Here is a 19,026-nt window from a genome sequence, read left to right on the forward strand (position 1 = left end):
TCGTTATTGGCTTAACCCCGTACGCCAGTGCGGGGTACAAAAAAGGGGCGTATTCAATACACCCCTAAAATCTTGCTGAAATCGTTAATTATTTAACAATTTTTGCTACCACACCAGCACCAACGGTACGACCACCCTCACGGATAGCGAAACGTAAACCTTGGTCCATGGCGATTGGGTGGATTAGGCTAACTGTCATTTTGATGTTGTCGCCTGGCATTACCATTTCCACGCCTTCTGGTAATTCGATGGTACCTGTTACGTCAGTTGTACGGAAGTAGAACTGTGGACGGTAACCTTTGAAGAATGGGGTGTGACGTCCGCCTTCTTCTTTTGATAATACGTAAACTTCTGATTCGAAATCGGTGTGTGGAGTGATTGAACCTGGTTTAGCAAGCACTTGACCACGTTCGATTTCTTCACGTTTTGTACCACGTAATAATGCACCGATGTTTTCACCTGCACGACCTTCGTCAAGTAATTTACGGAACATTTCAACACCTGTTACGGTTGTTTTCGCAGTATCTTTGATACCCACGATTTCAACTTCATCACCAGTACGTACGATACCACGTTCTACACGACCAGTAACTACGGTACCACGACCAGAGATTGAGAATACGTCTTCAATTGGTAATAAGAACGGTTGATCGATTGCACGTTCTGGTTCTGGGATGTAAGTATCTAAGTGGTTCGCTAATTCAACGATTTTTTCTTCCCATTCTGCTTCGCCTTCAAGGGCTTTTAAGGCAGAACCACGTACGATTGGGGTATCGTCGCCTGGGAAATCGTATTGTGAAAGTAATTCACGTACTTCCATTTCGACTAATTCTAATAACTCTTCGTCATCTACCATGTCGCATTTGTTTAAGAATACGATGATGTATGGCACGCCTACTTGGCGACCTAATAAGATGTGTTCACGAGTTTGTGGCATTGGGCCATCAGTTGCTGCAACGACTAAGATTGCACCGTCCATTTGTGCCGCACCAGTGATCATGTTTTTAACATAGTCGGCGTGTCCCGGACAGTCAACGTGTGCGTAGTGACGAGTTGGGGTATCGTATTCAACGTGTGACGTGTTGATGGTGATACCACGTGCTTTTTCTTCTGGTGCATTATCGATTTGGTCGAATGCACGAGCTGAACCGCCGTATTTTTTTGCTAATACAGTAGTAATTGCTGCTGTTAAAGTTGTTTTACCATGGTCAACGTGGCCGATTGTACCCACGTTAACGTGCGGTTTTGTACGTTCAAATTTTTCTTTAGACATGTTAAGAAGTCCCTCTAAAAAACACGGTTATTGATGGTACAATAACACCACATTAACCTAATGTAACTAAAATTCGGTTTATATCAAAGGAAGTTGAAATTAAGAAGTGGTGCTGATAGGCGGATTTGAACCGCCGACCTCACCCTTACCAAGGGTGCGCTCTACCAACTGAGCTATATCAGCGCTTACTTGGAGCGGGCAGCGGGAATCGAACCCGCATCTCTAGCTTGGAAGGCTAGGGTAATAGCCATTATACGATGCCCGCAGTCCTAAATTCATCTGTCCATCAAACAAATTCATTGAAAGTGGTGGAGGGAGAAGGATTCGAACCTTCGAAGGCTGAGCCAACAGATTTACAGTCTGCCCCCTTTGGCCGCTCGGGAACCCCTCCACTAAATGAATTGCCTGTTTACGAAGAATGGTGCCGACTATCGGAATCGAACTGATGACCTACTGATTACAAGTCAGTTGCTCTACCTACTGAGCTAAGTCGGCATTCGTAAGCAAGTGGTGCGTATTATAGGGAAATTTTACGCCCTGACAAGTATTTTTTATCAAAAAAATAAAAAATTACACTTATTCGACTAATAAACAAGCAGAATAATAGAAATTACCCTTAAATCTCAACATTCTTAGAAAAATTTCTGCAAAACGATCACGAATTAAGGTATATTTCACCCTATTATTCTTCTACCAAATTAAAGATATTATTGTGACGGATGTAATTTCTCCTATAACGGAATCATTGAGCCCGTTTTTAACCTTTCAGCGTGAACAATGGGCCGAGCTACGAAAAGCGGTGCCTTTAAAATTGACCGAACAAGATTTAAAACCCTTATTAGCGTTTAATGAAGAACTGTCTTTAGACGAGGTCAGCACGATTTATTTGCCTTTGGTGCGTCTGCTAAACTATTACATTGAAGAAAATATCCGTCGCCAAACCGTATTAAACCGTTTTCTCGGCGTACAAGCGCCCAACGTACCTTACATTATCAGTATTGCGGGGAGCGTTGCGGGAGGAAAAAGCACTTCAGCCCGAATTATTCAATCCTTACTCAGCCACTGGCCAGAGGAACGCAAAGTCGATCTTATCACCACGGATGGCTTTTTATATCCCCTTGATATCCTAAAAGAAAAGCATATTTTAGATAAAAAAGGTTTTCCGATTTCCTACGACACCCCAAAACTCCTCCAGTTTTTGGCGGATCTTAAATCTGGCAAGCACAATATCACTGTCCCGATTTATTCACATATCACTTACGACATCATTCCCGATCAGTTTATGACCATTGAACAACCGGATATTCTGATTCTAGAGGGACTTAACGTATTACAAATCAGCACCAAAGCGGAAACCTTTGTGTCCGACTTCGTGGATTTTTCTATTTATGTGGATGCGGAAGAAGAACGCCTCAAAGAATGGTATATTCATCGTTTCCTCAAACTCCGTCAAAGTGCGTTTAATAATCCAGATTCCTATTTTAAACATTACGCTAACTTGTCCGAACAAGAGGCGATTCAAACGGCGAGTAACATTTGGGATAATATCAATGGATTAAATTTAAGAGAAAATATATTACCCACAAGAGAACGTGCCAATCTGATCCTAAAAAAAGGGGCAGATCATGCGGTGGAATTAGTTAAATTAAGAAAATAACGAAAAAAAGCACCGCACTTTTTTTGTTTTATATTGGAAATTAAACGAATTATTGATATATTAAAGCGGTTTTCAGTCATGATTGATGAAAACCGCTTTTCTTGTTATAACCTTTTTTCATCCTAATTATCAGAGGGTATCCTATGAACAAAATTATTCCAAAAACCGCACTTAGCTTATTGATTTCCTTGGGTATTGTTGCTTGTAGCAGTTCCGGGGGGGGGTAGCACGCCATCTACACAAAGTCAAGCAAAAACAGAAGAAAATTTAATCAATCAAATTACACCTGCACCGACGCCATCCACTTCTAACACAAGTGAAAATGCTGCCTTAAAAGCACAAATCAATACACTTGAAAGCAATTATCAAACCTTACAAAAACAATATGAAACGCTTGCCACACAGCTTAATACTAGCAATCAATCCAACGATCAACTCAATAAACAGCTAGCAGATACACAAAATCAATTAACCCAACTCCAGACCCAATTAACTGCTTTACAGCAACAAGCCTCCACCAATGATACACAGCTCAATGCACAAATCAAAGCCACGCAAGACAATTATCAGCAGTTGCAAACCCAATACAATCAGCTAACTCGCCAACTTGCTAACAGTAATCAATCCAACGAACAACTCAATAAACAGTTAACCGACACGCAAAATCAATTAACCCAAACCCAAACCGAGTTAAATGCGTTACAAGCGACACAAAAGGAAACCGAAAAATTACTGCATCAGTTGGATAATCTCACTAAACATCTTTCTGACACGAGCTGGCGATTTAAAGAATTTGTGAGCAGAGATTGCTGGGACTGCTTTACTCGTCAAGGCACAGGTTGGATGCAAGGGCTAGGGCGACAACAATCATCATTTTATGATAAAAACGGCAATAAGATTAACGATAAAGTAATTTATAAAGACAATATTATTGAACTTACCCTGTATGATATTTCTGGTGAAGTACATCAAGTGCCGGTGAGTGCAACGTTGGTTGAAAGTAAAGATGGTAGAGACACCCGAACCGATTTTAAAGCGGGTGATTTATACTTTACTAACCAACAATATTCTAGCTATATGGTGTGGTCGCCGAATTTAGATACAGGGCTAGATGTTGAAGGTCGTGTCTATTCTGATTATGTCATCAAACAAGCAACCACGGCTTATTCAAAAGAGGATTTGGCTCAATATGGCAACGCCGCCACCTATAAAGGTAAAGCCATTGATACTATCGGAGAATTTTACGAAGATGAGAACCAAATTGAGCACCGAGGTGCAACAAAAGTGGGGATGGCTAATGTGGAATTAAACGTCAATTTCTCCGATGCCACCATTTCTGGGAAAATCGATCAACGTGAAAATGGCGGAGCGGATATTGTGTTAAAACAAACCGATCTTAAAACGGATAACAACATGATTACTTTCGGTGGTGAGGCGTATCGAGTTGACAGAGAAAATCGTGTAGGACAGTATGACGGTGTTTTTGCAGGAGACAAAGCACAAGAAGTGGTGGGCTCAGTATATGGTGTTGGACAAGGTACTAACATCGGTTTCGGTGCCACACGTCAATAATGATTAATCAAAGAGCAGAGTTCTTCTGCTCTTTTTTATAAGCCTAATATCTAAAACTACAAATTCAAACAAGCCACAAAATGCTCTTTTTCCCTTTTCAGCGTAGGCGTAACTTTCGCACAGTTCTCCGTCACTTTCGGGCAACGGGTACGAAATACACAACCTGATGGCGGATTAATCGGCGACGGCAAATCACCCTCCAACAGTTGAATGGTTTTATTGCGTTCCAACTTCGGATCAGGAATTGGCACGGCGGACATTAAGGCTTGCGTATAAGGGTGTTGGGTATGATTAAATACCTGTTCATCGGTACCTAACTCCACGGCATTGCCTAAATACATCACCAATACACGATCGGAAATATGTTTTACAATGGATAAATCATGCGCAATAAAGATCAGGCTTAATCCCATTTCTTTCTGTAATGATTTCAATAAGTTGACCACTTGTGCCTGAATCGACACATCTAACGCCGAAACGGGTTCGTCACAAATAATAATTTTTGGTTCGATAATTAATGCTCGAGCAATACCGATACGTTGACATTGACCACCTGAAAATTCGTGCGGATAACGGTTGATCACGTTTGGCAGCAAACCGACTTTAATCATCATGTCTTGCACTTTTTGCTTCACTTCCGCTTTGGATAAATGGGGTTGATAAATTTCCAATGGCTCGGCAATAATTTCACCGATATTCATCCGTGGATTCAGTGAAGCCAACGGATCTTGAAAGATCATCTGAATATCTTTACGGGTGTCTTTCCATTCCTTTTGCGATTGGTGAGCAAGGTTTTTGCCTAGCCATAAAATCTCGCCGGCAGAAGATTCTACCAAGCCAATAATGGCTCGTGCAAGGGTGGACTTGCCACAACCGGATTCGCCTACCACACCCAAGGTTTCGCCTTGATAAAGCTGGAACGACACATTGTTTACTGCTTTTAGGGTTAACGGTTTGGCAAAAAACAGCGATTTTTTGTTTTTAATTTTGAAATTTACCGACAGTTGGTTCACTTCAAGAATGGGTTGCTTTTCGGTCATGCGACAAACTCCTTGGCATCAATCCAACAGTTGCGTAAACGGTTATCCTGCCATTGGCTTAATTTCGGAGCAGTTAAACATTGTTCATGCACATATTGACAACGTGGTGAGAACGGACAGCCTTGTGGTAAACGCAGCAAATTTGGCGGATTGCCAGCAATGGTTTTTAACTCGTGAGATTGGCTATCCAAACGCGGAATGGCTTCCATTAAGCCCATAGAGTAAGGGTGCGTTGGTTGATAGAAAATCTGTTCCGCACTGCCATATTCCATGGTTCGTCCAGCATACATTACTAGCACTTTATCACAAATCCCAGCCACTACGCCGAGATCATGGGTAATCATAATAATCGCCGTGTTAAATTCTCGTTTTAATTCATTTAGCAAAGTCATAATTTGTGCTTGTACTGTCACATCTAACGCCGTGGTCGGTTCATCAGCAATCAATAATTTCGGACGGCATAATAACGCCATGGCAATCATCACCCGTTGTCGCATACCGCCTGAAAATTCGTGCGGATACATGGCCATACGTTTTTTTGCCTCGGGCATTTTCACCGCATCCAACATCTTCACGGATTCGGAAAATGCGGTGCGTTTATCCATATTTTTATGAATCCGCAACACTTCCATTAATTGATCGCCCACTTTCATATAAGGGTTAAGAGAAGTCATGGGATCTTGGAAAATCATGGCAATATCTCTGGCACGAATTTCATTCAACTGACGTTCGGACAGGGTTAATAATTCTTGTCCATTAAATTTGGCCGAACCAAAGGTTTTCCCATTGCTGGCGAGCAATCCCATTAAGGCAAACGCCGTTTGCGATTTGCCCGAACCTGATTCGCCCACAATGCCAAGGGTTTCCCCTTGTTGCAAGGTGAAATTAAGTTCGTTCACGGCGGTGACATCACCGTCTGGGGTAGAAAATTTTACCGATAAATTTTGTACATCAAGCAAATTATTCATCGTCACTCCTATCGCTCTTTTGGATCGAGTGCATCACGCAATCCATCGCCAATAAAGTTAAAACAAAATAGAGTTAAACATAAAAAAGCCGCAGGGAAAATCAATAACCAAGGTGCACTTTCCATTTGTGCTGCACCGTCATTTAACAAGGATCCCCAACTACTCATTGGCTCTTGTATACCTAAACCTAAGAAACTTAAAAAGGATTCAAATAAAATTAATGACGGCACTTCCAACGACGCGTAAACCACCACAATCCCCAACACATTTGGCACAATGTGGCGGAAAATCACTTTACGGCGTGGCACACCGCACACAATTGCGGCCTCAATAAATTCTTTATTTTTCAAACTTAACGTTTGTCCGCGCACAATCCGTGCTAAGTTCAACCAAGAAATCATGCCGATTGCCACGAAAATCAGTAAAATATTTTTCCCGAAAAAGGTCACCAACAAGATCACGAAAAACATAAAAGGGAAAGAACTCAGAATTTCCAAGGCACGCATCATCAGCATATCTACGGTTTTGCCGAAAAAGCCAGAAATTGCGCCATAAACTGTGCCAATTAACACCGCGATTAACGCCCCTAAAATGCCCACCATCAAAGAAATGCGTCCACCCACGGCGATCCGCACTAATAAATCACGCCCTGAACCGTCCGTACCTAAATAATGGCCCGATTCAAACTCAGGCGCGGCACTCATCATATTCCAGTCGGTATCTTCAAAACTAAAGGGCATTAACATGGGCGCAAAAATAATAAACAGCACAATCAGCACCAGCGTAAACAAACTAAACATGGCGGCTTTATTGGCCATAAAACGGCGTTTGGCATCTTGCCACAAACTGCGACTTTCCATTGGCAGCGCATTGGATTGCTCCAGCAATTTTTCGGCTAATGCTTTGTTTTGTTGCATTTTTAACATATTAGTCCTCTACGCTCGCAATTTTGGATCAATCACCGCATATAAAATATCGACCACGGCATTAAAGAAAATCGTAAGCGTCCCCACTAAAATGGTTAAACTTAGCACCAAAGAATAATCTCGGTTTAACGCACCATTGACGAACAACTGCCCAATCCCCGGTAAACCAAAGACTTGCTCAATCACCATTGAGCCTGTAATAATTCCTACAAAGGCAGGCCCTAAATAAGTGACCACCGGAATAATCGCAGGACGTAAGGCATGTTTAACAATAATCCGAAATAAAGGCAAACCTTTCGCTTTTGCCGTGCGAATAAACGGCGAATGCAACACTTCAATCATGGAGCTTCGCATAATCCGTGCAATACCTGCCACATAGCCAATGGTTAGGGCAATCACAGGAAGAGTCATATAATAAGCCGTTCCGCCGTTCCAGCCCCCTGCGGGCAGCCATTCCAGCGTAATAGCAAAAATTAACACCAGTAACGGAGCGATTACAAAGCTCGGAATAATCACCCCTGTCATGGCAAAACTCATCACCAAATAATCCCACTTACTATTCTGATTCAGTGCGGCAATCGTGCCAGCCAACAAGCCAATAGTGACCGCAAACACAAAGGCGGTCAATCCTAACTTAATAGAAACAGGAAACGCCGAGGCAATCAGCTCATTCACGCTTTTGTCTTTATATTTAAAAGAGGGACCAAAGTCGCCTTGTACCAGATTTTCTAAGTATAAAAAATACTGCTTATGCAAAGGTTCATTAAGATGATATTTTGCCTCAATATTCGCCATGACTTCGGGCGGATAGGCTTTTTCTGTGGTGAACGGATTCCCTGGTGCAAGGCGCATCATAAAAAAGGAAACCGTAATCAAGAGAAATAGCGTAGGAATTGCTTCAAGCAGTCTTTTGAAAATAAATTTCAACATGTTCACACCATCAAAATAAATAAAACCGCCCTACCAAAAAGTGCGGTGTAAAAATAAAAAATTTTAAATATCAGGGGGCGAATACCGCCCCCAATGTGGATTAATGCTTAATAATATAAAAGTTTTTGACTAAAATTTTATCTTGCGGATCTTTGCCAGAATAGCCTTTCACAAAGGGTTTCACCATACGTGGATTCACATAAGTGTACACCGGAATCAATACCGCATCCTCGACTAAAATTTGCTCCGCTTTGGCATAATCTTCCGCACGTTTTCCCGCATCCAATTCTTTACGCGATTGTAAAATCACCTCGTCAAAGGCGGCACTTTTATAGAATGCACTATTGTTACTGGAATTTGACAAATAGTTATTCAAGAACGTTGTCGCATGGTTATAGTCACCTGTCCAACCTGCACGCGCCACATCATAATTTCCCGCATGACGGCTTTCTGCATAGGTTTTCCATTCTTTATTTTCCAATTTCACATCAATGACACCTTGAGTATTGGCTTTCCAAATAGAAGCCGCTGCAATCGCTACTTTTTTGTGGTTTTCATTGGTGTTATATAAAATATTGAATTTCAATGGATTCGCTTTACTAAAACCCGCTTCTTCTAACAATTTCACCGCTTCTGCATTACGCTCCGCCATAGGTTGAGTGGAATAAGCAGGTTGCTTAATTTTCTCCCCTTCGTGAATATAAGGTGGGGTAAACACATAGGTTGGGGTTTGCCCTTGTCCCATCACTTTGTCCGTGATGATGTTACGATCCAATGCTAAGTTTAACGCTTTACGCACACGCACATCATTAAATGGCGGTTTGTTATTGTTAATTTCATAGAAATAAGTGGCAAGAGTTTTGGTCACAAACACTTCATCTGGCATTTCTTTTTTCAACTTAGCAAACTGCTCCGTTGGCAAGGCGTAACTGGTCACATGCAAATCGCCGGCACGGTAACGTTGTACGTCCGTGGTTGGATTTTCAATCATTAAGAAGGTGGCTTTGTTAATCACCGTGGATTTATCATCCCAGTAATCTTTATTGCGTTCCATCACGATTTTTTCGTTAATCACATGTTCTTTCAACAAATACGCCCCGTTAGTGACGATATTTTCGGTTTTCACCCAACTGTTACCCAATTTTTCCACCACATTTTTAGGCACAGGTAAAAGCGATTGGTGCGTGGTAAATTCCACTGCATAAGGCACCGCGTTATCTAACGTCACTTCAAAGGTGTAATCATCTACCGCTTTTACACCCAGTTCGCTAGGGGCTTTTTTGCCGTCAATCACATCTTGTGCATTGACCACTTGCATATAGGTCAAAAAGCTCGCATAAGGCGAAGCGGTGGCAGGCGTGGCTAGACGTTGCCAAGCATACACAAAATCTTGTGCTGTCACAGGATCGCCATTAGACCATTTGGCATCCTTACGCAAATGGAAGGTCCATGTTTTGTAATCTTCGGAATGTTCCCAAGACTCCGCCACACCCGGCTCAATTTTACCTTCAGGATCGGTATTGGCTAAGCCTTCAAATAATTGGCTTAAAATTTGTGATTCAGGCACGCCGTCCACTAAATGCGGATCTAAACTTTGTGGCTCTGAACCGTTGTTAATCACGATTTCTTGTACATCTGCAAGCTCCGTTCCCTCTGGTACTTTCGCTGCATGGGCAGAAAATGCAAAAGCTAACGCCACCGCGCCAGCAAGTAAAGATGGTAATAATTTGTGTTGCATATAATCGACTCCTCGTTATTTTGTATTGCATTAGGCTCCTTTATGTCAGAAAAACAGCAGTTTGTAAAGGGATAGATTAAAATTAAGCGGATAAATTGATGTTTTGTTGAAAATATCCACGCATTTTTTAAGGAATTAATAATATTGCGATAAAAAATAGGGGATTTCGTCAAATAGGCAAGTAGAGAAGAAATGGGGAAAATAAGCGCAATTATCGGTCATCCACACCCTGTAATAAATAATTCCCCGCCAAATCACATAGGCTACGAAAACCCACATTAATGGTTTGAAAAGTATTTTTACGGTTTAATTTGGTGTAGTCAAAATTCTCATGATGATGACCATGATACAGCTGTTTTATCCCCATTTTTTCCGCCAACTGATTTAACACACGAAAACCTAAGGGGTGAGGTTTCGGGGCCTCGTGGCAAATCAGAATATCCGCTTGTTGGGTTTCAAGGGTTTCAATATCAGAGGGGAAAATCGACACCCGATGACGCAATGGAATACCGTTGCGCCATAACCCCTCAGGTGGACAATATTGACAATAATGAATCGGGTCGAAAAAAACCGGCTTACTCGGTGGCATCCAAATTTGCCCACGAAACACACCGCCCAAACCAGCAATCCGTTTCCCCTCAATATCTACCACTCGACCATGTAAATTACGTTCTTTCCAATGGCTGCCCCAAATGGCATCAAAGGCCGCCACGATTTTGCTGTCGTGATTGCCGTGAATAAACCAAATATCGCAATATTTGGCTAAGTCATCTAAGGGTTGCGGACTGGTCAGTTGCAGATCGCCGAGGATAATTAAGCTAATATCCGAACGTGCCTGCACAAAAGGGTACAGGTGTTCATAACTACCATGGGGATCGCCAGCAAATAAAATCATTCTTCCTCTGTTTCCGTGAAAAGACTGTGGTCGTGGGTCAATTCTGTAATTTCTTCATCATTGAGGATTTTTTCCACAATGGCTTTGGCCTGATTATAACGTTCCAAATAACTCGGTGACTCAATTTCAATATAAGGCACTTTATATTTATCTAACAATTTTTTCAGTAATTGTTGAAAACGTTGACGGGCTTTATTTGAGCCCAAACTCCGCAACCCATCATCTACCCATTTTGTGTTGTTATTCAATAAGATTGTCACATCAAAAGGATATTCTTTAATCATGGAATCTAAAAAGGGGTGCGCTTTGCCCTCATATTGAATACAAAACGCTTGCGTGGTAATAAAATCCGTATCAATAAAGGCCACTTTGTGCGCATGGCGCAAGGCATAATCAATATAGCGTTGATGTCCGAGCGCCATTTGCGGATAATCGGAATACTGCATGGCTTGCTCATCACCACCGAGCTGTTCAAACACAAATTCCCGTCCGTATTCCCACGCTGACGTGGTGTTAAATACCGCTGCTAATTTATTCACTAACACGGTTTTACCGCTACTTTCCCCACCTAAAATGGCAATGGTTTTAGCGAAAAATGGGCGTACTTCTTTCGGAATAAATTTCCAATAATGGAACGGATTATTACGAATTTTAGTCGCTGACACATTAAAAAATTTACGGTCAGGATCCACCAACACCACGTCCAAATTCAAGTATTTTTCATAAGGCGCTTTATCTTGGATCTCGCTGCTAAACACCACGGTCGGATTGACATTTTTTTCTTTAAACAAGGCTTTCACCGCACCTGACCAGCCCGCCCAGCCATTCGGATAACTTGGAATGCCATCTTCCAATAAATGGTGAATAAAAATCTGATCCTTATGATATTTAAAGATTTGTTGCATCCAACGCAAGCGATCTTGCACCGTCGGCATGCGTTTCATTTTGCTGTCATAAAACAGCTTGAGATCCCGTTCCGTGTCGCTACATACAATCACGTGCAATTCATCCACTTTACTAAAGGCCTCAAAAATCATATTAATGTGGCCCGTATGCACAGGGTAAAACTTACCGAAAATCACGCCTACTCGCTTAGGTTCGGGTGCATTAGCAATTTTTAAGGCTTTATGCAATGCCGCTAATTTTACCGCACTCGGATTTTTAATTTTGCCCGAGACCAACTGATTAAAATAAGCTCTGGAAATATTGGCTTTTTCACAAAGTTCATTGACTTGTAAATTCAACTGCTTACGTTTTTGTTGGAGATAGGAATAATCGTCACTCATTGGAAAATCCTTAAAAAATCACCGCACTTTTGTCATGCAAAATCCGTAAACTGCGGTTTAAATTTATTTAATTTTGTCTATTGTATGCAATATTGACTTAGAATAAAAACCTTTTTTATCAATAGCAATCAAATTCAACCGGTGCTATACTTACCTCGCATTCTCAGGGCAGGGTGAAATTCCCTACTGGCGGTACAGCCCGCGAGCGTTCTTGTTTAACGAGAAGTCAGCAGATTTGGTGTGATTCCAAAGCCAACAGTATAGTCTGGATGAAAGAGAAATAGCGATAAACCACAGGCGAAGTTTCGCTTGTTTTTGTCATTTCTTACGCCCTGATTCTGGTAACTTATATTTGCATTTTTTAAGGAATTTACTATGAATCAGTCATTATTATCCCCTTTTGGCACCGCAGAACAACGTGTCATTAACGCCTTAAATGCCTTTAAACAAGGCAACGGCGTGTTAGTTTTAGACGATGAAGATCGTGAAAATGAGGGCGATTTAATTTTCCCTGCCGAAACCATCAACACGGAACAAATGGCGAAATTGATTCGCTACGGCAGTGGTATTGTGTGTTTATGTATCACGGATGAACGCTGTCAGCAGTTGGATTTACCCCCAATGGTACAAGACAACACTAGCGTGAATAAAACCGCTTTTACGGTCACCATTGAGGCTGCGCAAGGCGTCTCCACGGGCGTATCTGCTGCTGACCGTGTTACCACCATTAAAGCCGCCGTGGCAGAGGAGGCCAAACCCGCAGATTTACACCGCCCAGGCCATGTTTTCCCATTACGTGCGGTAGACGGTGGCGTATTAAAACGTCGTGGACACACGGAGGCCTCGGTAGATTTAGCTGTATTAGCGGGCTACAAACCGGCCGCCGTGATTTGTGAAATTACCAACGACGACGGCACCATGGCAAGAACCCCTGAAATCGTGGCATTCGCCCAGAAATTTGGCTACCCAGTGTTGACTATTGAAGATCTGGTGGCCTATCGATTAAAACAGGCTCAATAACAAAACGCCATGCAACGCTTTGCTTTCTTTGAGGAGGCAAAGCGTTTTTATATGCGCTTTATTCTGGTATCCCTCGCAAGGTGGGGACGGGTTGATAAGGCACCATATTGGTCGGCGCAGGTAAATCACTAAACAATAAAATAAACGGTTTTGGTGGCACGACTTTCTCCTCACGCCACAAACTGCCCATACTGACTAATTGAATATCGTCGGGTAACTTCGCCAAACCGGCTTGTAAAACTGCAATGGTATTTTTACGTGGGTGACCAATCACAATAGCCGTGCCATGTTTACGAGCATAAGCGAGAGATTGTTGAAATTGACGTTGCACATCAGCAAGCACATCACTGTCATCAAGGAATAAATGACGGTCGAGGGCTTTCACGCCTTGCTCTTTGGCAACCTTGCTCGCCACACTGCTGCCGATAGTTCGACTATCCAAAAAGAATAAATGCTGTTTTGCCAATTCTTGCATCAAAAAGGTCATCAAAGTAGGATCGGAAGTGGCGGCACTGCCCATATGATTATTCATGCCAATAGCGTAAGACACCTTATTTTTCGCTTGTTGTACCCGTTTCACCACTTCATCTTGTGACATGCCTAACAGTAAACCGCCCTCTTCAATTTTTAAATTCGCTTTAGGTTGCATTGGCATATGGATTAACACATCTCGCCCTTGTGCATGGGCTTGTTGATTACGCTGACTGGCATAAGGTGCCACAGGAATAATCGCCACAGAAATTTGTGTTGGCATGGCAAAAACGGCGGCATCTTCTTTCTGGTGATAACCCACATCATCAATCACAATGGCCAATTTAGCTGGTTGTGCTTGGACAATACCGCCCAAAAGTGCGGTACTAAAAAGCAAAATTTTGTGTAATTCCATTTTGCGTAATCCCATCGTGCGATTATCTCAACCAAGTTAACGGATTTTTTGGCACGCCTTTTTGGGTAATCCCAAAATACAGTCCCGAACTGGCTTGACCGCCACTGTTACCCACTTCGGCAATTTTTTGACCCGCATTAACCAATGTGCCGACTTTCACGAATATCGCTTGGTTAAATCCATACAACGATAAATAGCCTTTACCATGATCGACAATCACCACTTGACCATAGCCTCTTAACCAATCAGCTAAAATCACTCGTCCACCCGAAATCGCTTTCACTGGCGTCCCAGAACGAGCGGAAATCACAATCCCTTTCCATTTCGTTTCCCCCCCTTGGGTTTCGCCAAAACGATGTAACAATTTCCCCGAAACTGGATAGGCATATTTCCCACTTAAGCCCACGCCCGAGCGTAATAATTGTTGCTCTTGTGCCGTCGGCTGATAGGTTTTATTGGTGCGTTTTTCTTCGGCTTGTTTCTTCTGGGCATATTGCTCACGTTCGCGTTTTTCTTGCTCTGCAGCCGCTTTTTCGGCACGTTTAATCTCATTTTGCAAAGCCTGCTCATTGGCTTTCAAACTGTCCAACCGACTTTGTTCTTGCACAAGGGTTTTGTTCAACTGATTTAATGTGCTTTGTCGCTCATTTTTGGCTTTTTGTAAGGCTTGTTGTTGCTTTTTCTGCTCAGAAAGCTGCGTTTTTTGTTCCTGCTGCTGACCAGACAAATAGGCTTTCTGTTCTTCTAATTGTTTTTGGGTGGATTTTAATTCGTCCAACAAAGCCAAACGTGATTGATTCATATGTTTCGCATAAACCATCATTCTGTCATTATTCTTCGCATCATCAGACAATAAATGCTCCACCACTGAATTGGGATTACCCGAACGATAAATGGCATCTAATTGCTTGGCTAATTTGGCTTTTTGTGCTTTTTGTTGCTGTTCAAGGGATTTAATTTGACGATTAGTTTCCGCAATAATCTTCTGTGTTTCCTTTAAACTGGTTTCCGTTTCACGCAAAGTGCCGATCACATTATTAATCTTATTTTCTTGGCTTTTTAAGGCAGATTGCAGTTTATTTTGCTCTTGTTTGCGTTGTGCAATTTTTTGTTCTTGCTGTTTAATTTGGGTTTTTATTTGGGTTAAATCGGCGGCTTGGCTAGCAAGCGAAATCAATAGCCCCACACAAAAAAGTGCGGTTAATTTTGGCAATTTTTTAAAAAATGAACAAAGCAACATATTTTTTCCGATTTTTCTCTTATATCATCAAATTTCTGACTAAATATACCATTATTTTTGAGAAAGATCAGGAAACCATGGCTTTTCACTTTCAAAATTTGCAAATTTTTGCTATAAAGTGCGGTATTAATTTGATTTATTTTTCTTAACTAGGAGATCCCTATGCAATTAGTCTTTATTCGTCATGGTTTCAGTGAATGGAACGCAAAAAATTTATTTACCGGTTGGCGTGATGTGAACCTAACCGAACGTGGCATGGAAGAAGCCAAATCTGCAGGCCAAAAATTAAAAGCCGCAGGGTTTGAATTTGATATCGCATTCACGTCTGTCTTAACTCGTGCGATCAAAACTTGTAACATCGTGTTAGAAGAAGCTGGTCAACTTTGGATTCCACAAGTCAAAAACTGGCGTTTAAACGAACGTCACTACGGTGAATTACAAGGTTTAGACAAAAAAGCCACCGCAGAAAAATACGGTGATGAACAAGTTCACATCTGGCGTCGTTCTTACGACACATTACCACCATTATTAGATCCAAAAGATCCAAACTCTGCACATAACGACCGCCGTTATGCTCATTTACCAGCAGACGTGGTACCAGATGGCGAAAACTTAAAAGTGACCTTAGAACGTGTGCTTCCGTTCTGGCATGATGAAATTGCCCCAGCGTTAATCTCTGGCAAACGTGTCTTAGTGACCGCTCACGGTAACTCATTACGTGCCTTAGCGAAACACATTGAAGGCATTTCTGATGCAGACATTATGGATTTAGAAATCCCAACCGGTCAGCCATTAGTGTATGAATTAGATGATAACTTGAAAGTGGTTAGCAAACGCTATCTTTAATTTTTTAACCGTCAATCAAATGGCACAACATGTTGTGCCATTTTTATCTAAAAATATGAATATTAGAACTGCCCAACCGCAAGATCTGCAAGCCATTGTGGATATTTATAATCAAGCGATCCCCACTCGTCGTATCACGGCTGATCTCACGCCAGTGACAGAGCAACAACGCCGTCCGTGGTTTGAAGAACATCTGAACAACAACACGCATCCTTTATGGGTTATGGTCGAAAATGATACAAAAAGTGCGGTGCAAAATGAAACAATTTTGGGCTGGTTTAGTTTTTCCCCTTTTTACCGCCGTGCCGCTTTTGACCAAACCGCTGAACTCAGCCTTTATTTAGATCAAACCGCTCGTGGCAAAGGCTACGGCAGCCAAGCCCTGCAATTTATGCAAAGCCAAATGGTCGCTTGTGGTATCAACACGCTAATGGCTTATGTGATTGAAGAAAATCATGTTAGCCGCCGTTTATTTGAGAAAAACCATTTTGCACAATGGGGACGTTATCCCAATATCGCCAATATGGGCGATAGCTTACAGACGTTTTTGGTGTATGGGTTTCAGACTGAAATTTAACCATACGCCCGTACAACAAAACATAAATGCGCGGTACTTTTTACGCTTTTTTCTTACCAATTCTCAACTGTTTCGCTGATAGCTCACTCACCACTTTTTGCCCGGTGCGTTGTTCCAATGCCACTCTAGCGGTATGTGCCACTTCGCCACCTTGTTGAGCCACTTGTTTATTTTGCTCAAAATTTTCAGGGTTGATTGCATGTGAAATATCTTTGGTGGACGCTTCGGCAAGCATATTTAAAATCAGTTCGGTATTGGTCATATTATCACGCAAGTTTTCTTTTTTTAGCCCCTTGTGCTGTTTGTATTCTTTCACTGTTTTACCGCTCCATGCCTTGGTTAAAATATTGGTGAGAACGGCGAACTGTTGCCCTTCTTGCACGCCAGTGCGTTTCCATTCATCCGTAAGTTCTTTTCGGATTTCAATGCTTTTTAGGCGTTGGTTAATCCAATCATCTGAATAGCCTAGTCGTTGGTAATCTCGCAACGCTCGTTCAATGGTGAGTTCAGGATCTTGCAGTTCATCTAATCGTTCACGCCCCACTTGGGCTAACCACAACTTAAATGGCTCGGCTTTAGGGGATGGAATGGACTGAATCAAGCGGAATACTTGCTCCGTGTCGGCGACATCGGTTAAACGCATTTTGCCGTCCGGGGATGGCATTTTCAACTGTACGATTTTTTCGTACAGTTCGCTCCCTTCTTTTTGTAGCTTGATTTTCAGGTCGCTCCAATAACGTCTTGGATTTTGGCTTTCAGTTAAAACCGCCACCACATCAATCACGGAAAAGTACCATTTTTCTTGATTTTCGTCCCAGTGAGAACGGATTTCTTGTTGCTCAAAAACTTGTAGGTTCATTGTTTTTCTCATTCTATCTCAATTAATATACTGATTAAATTAACACTAAATTTTTAATCAGTCAATACTGTATAATTTGTTTTTATTAATCAATTTTTCCCTTTGATAAATAGGTTTTGGATAAACAGAAAATCTGGTGAACGTGCTGATACAATATATTTAAAGGTTATTTTGTGCTAGAATCTTGCTAAGATTTTTACGCTATTTAATTAACCGATAAATGAACTTGCCCACTGAACAATACGATAATTTACTCGCTGAAAAGTGCGAAAAACTCACCGCACTTTTTGCCCCTTTTCATGCCCCCCAATTAGAGATCTTTGCTTCGCCTACGCAACATTTTCGTATGCGGGCAGAGTTTCGGGTGTGGCATGATGGGGATGATCTTTATCATATTATGTTCGATCAAGAAAGCAAAAAACGTTATCGGGTGGACAGTTTTCCGATTGCCAGTGAGCTGATTAATCAGATGATGCAAAGCCTATTGCCGTTATTAAAACAGCAAGATGTGTTGCGAAATAGGTTGTTTCAAATTGATTATTTAAGCACTTTAAGTGGACAGATTATCGTGAGCCTGTTGTATCACAAGAACCTTGATGAATACTGGGTTGAACAAGCTAAACAGCTCAAACTGCGGTTGAAAAATCAAGGGTTTTCGGTACAAATTATTGGGCGAGCGTCCAAGCAAAAAATTTGTTTAGACCAAGATTATGTGGATGAAATTTTACCAATTAACGGTAAACATTATGTGTATCGTCAGGTGGAAAACAGTTTTACCCAGCCGAATGCGAAAGTGAATTGTAAGATGTTGGAATGGGCAGTGGATTGTACACAAAACAGCCAAGGGGATTTGCTTGAACTCTATTGTGGTAACGGCAATTTTTCCGTGGCGTTGGCTCAAAATTTTCGTAAAGTATTAGCTACTGAAATTGCCAAGCCATCAGTGAATGCGGCACAGTTTAATATTGTGGCTAATCACATTGATAATCTGCAGATTATCCGTATGTCAGCAGAAGAATTTACCCAAGCTATGAATGGTGTACGTGAATTTAACCGCTTGAAAGGTATTGATTTGAATGCCTACCAATGTAATACAATTTTTGTGGATCCACCACGTGCTGGGCTTGATGCAGATACCCTAAAATTGGTGCAACATTATGATCGGATTTTATATATTTCATGCAATCCGCATACCTTATGCGATAATTTGCAAACCTTAAGCCAAACCCATCGTATTGAGCGAGCCGCCTTGTTCGATCAATTCCCTTACACCGAGCATATGGAATCGGGTGTGTGGTTAGTGAGAAAATAAC

17 protein-coding genes, 4 tRNA genes and 1 riboswitch are annotated in these 19,026 nt (G+C 41.7%); of the genes, 6 read left to right on the plus strand and 15 right to left on the minus strand.

What is annotated here, in order from left to right:
- Positions 1-88 precede the first annotated feature (88 nt).
- The 5 genes from tuf to ACTG7X_RS04850 form a co-directional block, all read right to left on the minus strand.
- Positions 89-1,273 (minus strand): elongation factor Tu, encoded by a 1,185-nt coding sequence (gene tuf / locus ACTG7X_RS04830; RefSeq protein WP_439257405.1) that lies wholly within the window; start codon positions 1,271-1,273, stop codon positions 89-91.
- Positions 1,274-1,380: 107 nt separating this feature from the next.
- A tRNA-Thr gene (locus ACTG7X_RS04835) sits at positions 1,381-1,456 on the minus strand.
- 7 nt (positions 1,457-1,463) lie between these two features.
- Positions 1,464-1,538, minus strand: a tRNA-Gly gene (locus tag ACTG7X_RS04840).
- 41 nt (positions 1,539-1,579) lie between these two features.
- Positions 1,580-1,664, minus strand: a tRNA-Tyr gene (locus tag ACTG7X_RS04845).
- A gap of 28 nt (positions 1,665-1,692) precedes the next feature.
- Positions 1,693-1,768, minus strand: a tRNA-Thr gene (locus tag ACTG7X_RS04850).
- 217 nt (positions 1,769-1,985) lie between these two features.
- On the opposite strand from ACTG7X_RS04850, the gene coaA reads away from it, so the two are divergent.
- Entirely contained in the window at positions 1,986-2,930 is a 945-nt protein-coding gene (gene coaA / locus ACTG7X_RS04855) for a type I pantothenate kinase (protein ID WP_439257406.1), read from the plus strand.
- Between the two features lie 198 nt (positions 2,931-3,128).
- A complete protein-coding gene (locus tag ACTG7X_RS04860; protein WP_439257407.1) occupies positions 3,129-4,502 on the plus strand; it encodes a factor H binding protein domain-containing protein in 1,374 nt (457 codons plus the stop codon).
- A gap of 56 nt (positions 4,503-4,558) precedes the next feature.
- On the opposite strand, the gene oppF is transcribed toward ACTG7X_RS04860, so the two are convergent.
- The 7 genes from oppF to nadR all read right to left on the minus strand — a co-directional run bounded on the left by oppF (position 4,559) and on the right by nadR (position 12,285).
- Positions 4,559-5,542 carry a murein tripeptide/oligopeptide ABC transporter ATP binding protein OppF gene (gene oppF / locus ACTG7X_RS04865; RefSeq protein ID WP_439257409.1) on the minus strand — a complete coding sequence of 328 codons (984 nt, stop codon included), beginning with the start codon at positions 5,540-5,542 and terminating at the stop codon, positions 4,559-4,561.
- Positions 5,539-6,510 (minus strand): ABC transporter ATP-binding protein, encoded by a 972-nt coding sequence (locus ACTG7X_RS04870; protein ID WP_439257411.1) that lies wholly within the window; start codon positions 6,508-6,510, stop codon positions 5,539-5,541. Before ACTG7X_RS04870 ends, oppF begins: the two co-directional genes overlap by 4 nt.
- Before the next feature lie 8 nt (positions 6,511-6,518).
- Positions 6,519-7,427 (minus strand): oligopeptide ABC transporter permease OppC, encoded by a 909-nt coding sequence (gene oppC / locus ACTG7X_RS04875; protein WP_439257531.1) that lies wholly within the window; start codon positions 7,425-7,427, stop codon positions 6,519-6,521.
- 18 nt (positions 7,428-7,445) lie between these two features.
- Positions 7,446-8,366 (minus strand): oligopeptide ABC transporter permease OppB, encoded by a 921-nt coding sequence (gene oppB / locus ACTG7X_RS04880; RefSeq protein ID WP_439257412.1) that lies wholly within the window; start codon positions 8,364-8,366, stop codon positions 7,446-7,448.
- Between the two features lie 100 nt (positions 8,367-8,466).
- Entirely contained in the window at positions 8,467-10,104 is a 1,638-nt protein-coding gene (locus ACTG7X_RS04885; protein WP_439257414.1) for an ABC transporter substrate-binding protein, read from the minus strand.
- A 211-nt stretch (positions 10,105-10,315) separates the two neighbouring features.
- Complete coding sequence (locus ACTG7X_RS04890; protein ID WP_439257416.1) at positions 10,316-10,999, minus strand: metallophosphoesterase family protein; 684 nt, start codon at positions 10,997-10,999, stop codon at positions 10,316-10,318.
- Positions 10,996-12,285, minus strand: coding sequence for a multifunctional transcriptional regulator/nicotinamide-nucleotide adenylyltransferase/ribosylnicotinamide kinase NadR (nadR, locus tag ACTG7X_RS04895; protein ID WP_439240218.1), 1,290 nt, complete (start codon positions 12,283-12,285; stop codon positions 10,996-10,998). The genes ACTG7X_RS04890 and nadR overlap by 4 nt, the downstream gene beginning before the upstream one ends.
- Positions 12,286-12,440: 155 nt before the next feature.
- A riboswitch (FMN riboswitch) is annotated at positions 12,441-12,570 on the plus strand.
- A 90-nt stretch (positions 12,571-12,660) separates the two neighbouring features.
- On the opposite strand from nadR, the gene ribB reads away from it, so the two are divergent.
- Positions 12,661-13,305 carry a 3,4-dihydroxy-2-butanone-4-phosphate synthase gene (gene ribB, locus ACTG7X_RS04900; protein ID WP_439257417.1) on the plus strand — a complete coding sequence of 215 codons (645 nt, stop codon included), beginning with the start codon at positions 12,661-12,663 and terminating at the stop codon, positions 13,303-13,305.
- A gap of 58 nt (positions 13,306-13,363) precedes the next feature.
- Here ribB and ACTG7X_RS04905 read toward each other — a convergent pair whose 3' ends face one another.
- Positions 13,364-14,191, minus strand: coding sequence for a divergent polysaccharide deacetylase family protein (locus ACTG7X_RS04905; RefSeq protein WP_439257418.1), 828 nt, complete (start codon positions 14,189-14,191; stop codon positions 13,364-13,366).
- A 22-nt stretch (positions 14,192-14,213) separates the two neighbouring features.
- Positions 14,214-15,431, minus strand: coding sequence for a murein hydrolase activator EnvC (gene envC / locus ACTG7X_RS04910; protein WP_439257420.1), 1,218 nt, complete (start codon positions 15,429-15,431; stop codon positions 14,214-14,216).
- A gap of 162 nt (positions 15,432-15,593) precedes the next feature.
- Between envC and ACTG7X_RS04915 the strand changes: the two genes are divergently transcribed.
- Together ACTG7X_RS04915 and ACTG7X_RS04920 are read left to right on the plus strand one after the other, a co-directional pair.
- Positions 15,594-16,277, plus strand: a complete 684-nt coding sequence (locus ACTG7X_RS04915) for a 2,3-diphosphoglycerate-dependent phosphoglycerate mutase (RefSeq protein ID WP_439240226.1) — start codon at positions 15,594-15,596, stop codon at positions 16,275-16,277.
- 55 nt (positions 16,278-16,332) lie between these two features.
- Positions 16,333-16,854 carry a GNAT family N-acetyltransferase gene (locus ACTG7X_RS04920; RefSeq protein WP_439257532.1) on the plus strand — a complete coding sequence of 174 codons (522 nt, stop codon included), beginning with the start codon at positions 16,333-16,335 and terminating at the stop codon, positions 16,852-16,854.
- 40 nt (positions 16,855-16,894) lie between these two features.
- On the opposite strand, the gene ACTG7X_RS04925 is transcribed toward ACTG7X_RS04920, so the two are convergent.
- The gene (locus ACTG7X_RS04925; protein WP_439257422.1) at positions 16,895-17,713 is read right to left on the minus strand and encodes a BRO family protein; all 819 of its coding nucleotides are present in this window, start codon (positions 17,711-17,713) and stop codon (positions 16,895-16,897) included.
- A 220-nt stretch (positions 17,714-17,933) separates the two neighbouring features.
- Here ACTG7X_RS04925 and trmA point away from each other — a divergent pair, with 220 nt between their 5' ends.
- Complete coding sequence (gene trmA / locus ACTG7X_RS04930; RefSeq protein ID WP_439257424.1) at positions 17,934-19,025, plus strand: tRNA (uridine(54)-C5)-methyltransferase TrmA; 1,092 nt, start codon at positions 17,934-17,936, stop codon at positions 19,023-19,025.
- The last annotated feature ends 1 nt before the right edge of the window (position 19,026 follow it).

Origin of the sequence: Lonepinella sp. BR2271 (genome assembly GCF_051851515.1) — a bacterium.
GTDB lineage: Bacteria > Pseudomonadota > Gammaproteobacteria > Enterobacterales > Pasteurellaceae > Lonepinella.

What these genes read in the sequence shown, in the direction of transcription:
- ACTG7X_RS04870 (WP_439257411.1), bottom strand. Translation starts at nt 6,510, where the DNA reads ATGAATAATTTGCTTGATGTACAAAATTTATCGGTAAAATTTTCTACC.
- ribB (WP_439257417.1), top strand. Translation starts at nt 12,661, where the DNA reads ATGAATCAGTCATTATTATCCCCTTTTGGCACCGCAGAACAACGTGTC.
- oppC (WP_439257531.1), bottom strand. Translation starts at nt 7,427, where the DNA reads ATGCAACAAAACAAAGCATTAGCCGAAAAATTGCTGGAGCAATCCAAT.
- oppF (WP_439257409.1), bottom strand. Translation starts at nt 5,542, where the DNA reads ATGACCGAAAAGCAACCCATTCTTGAAGTGAACCAACTGTCGGTAAAT.
- ACTG7X_RS04925 (WP_439257422.1), bottom strand. Translation starts at nt 17,713, where the DNA reads ATGAACCTACAAGTTTTTGAGCAACAAGAAATCCGTTCTCACTGGGAC.
- envC (WP_439257420.1), bottom strand. Translation starts at nt 15,431, where the DNA reads ATGTTGCTTTGTTCATTTTTTAAAAAATTGCCAAAATTAACCGCACTT.
- ACTG7X_RS04885 (WP_439257414.1), bottom strand. Translation starts at nt 10,104, where the DNA reads ATGCAACACAAATTATTACCATCTTTACTTGCTGGCGCGGTGGCGTTA.
- nadR (WP_439240218.1), bottom strand. Translation starts at nt 12,285, where the DNA reads ATGAGTGACGATTATTCCTATCTCCAACAAAAACGTAAGCAGTTGAAT.
- tuf (WP_439257405.1), bottom strand. Translation starts at nt 1,273, where the DNA reads ATGTCTAAAGAAAAATTTGAACGTACAAAACCGCACGTTAACGTGGGT.
- ACTG7X_RS04915 (WP_439240226.1), top strand. Translation starts at nt 15,594, where the DNA reads ATGCAATTAGTCTTTATTCGTCATGGTTTCAGTGAATGGAACGCAAAA.
- ACTG7X_RS04905 (WP_439257418.1), bottom strand. Translation starts at nt 14,191, where the DNA reads ATGGAATTACACAAAATTTTGCTTTTTAGTACCGCACTTTTGGGCGGT.
- ACTG7X_RS04890 (WP_439257416.1), bottom strand. Translation starts at nt 10,999, where the DNA reads ATGATTTTATTTGCTGGCGATCCCCATGGTAGTTATGAACACCTGTAC.
- ACTG7X_RS04920 (WP_439257532.1), top strand. Translation starts at nt 16,333, where the DNA reads ATGAATATTAGAACTGCCCAACCGCAAGATCTGCAAGCCATTGTGGAT.
- oppB (WP_439257412.1), bottom strand. Translation starts at nt 8,366, where the DNA reads ATGTTGAAATTTATTTTCAAAAGACTGCTTGAAGCAATTCCTACGCTA.
- trmA (WP_439257424.1), top strand. Translation starts at nt 17,934, where the DNA reads ATGAACTTGCCCACTGAACAATACGATAATTTACTCGCTGAAAAGTGC.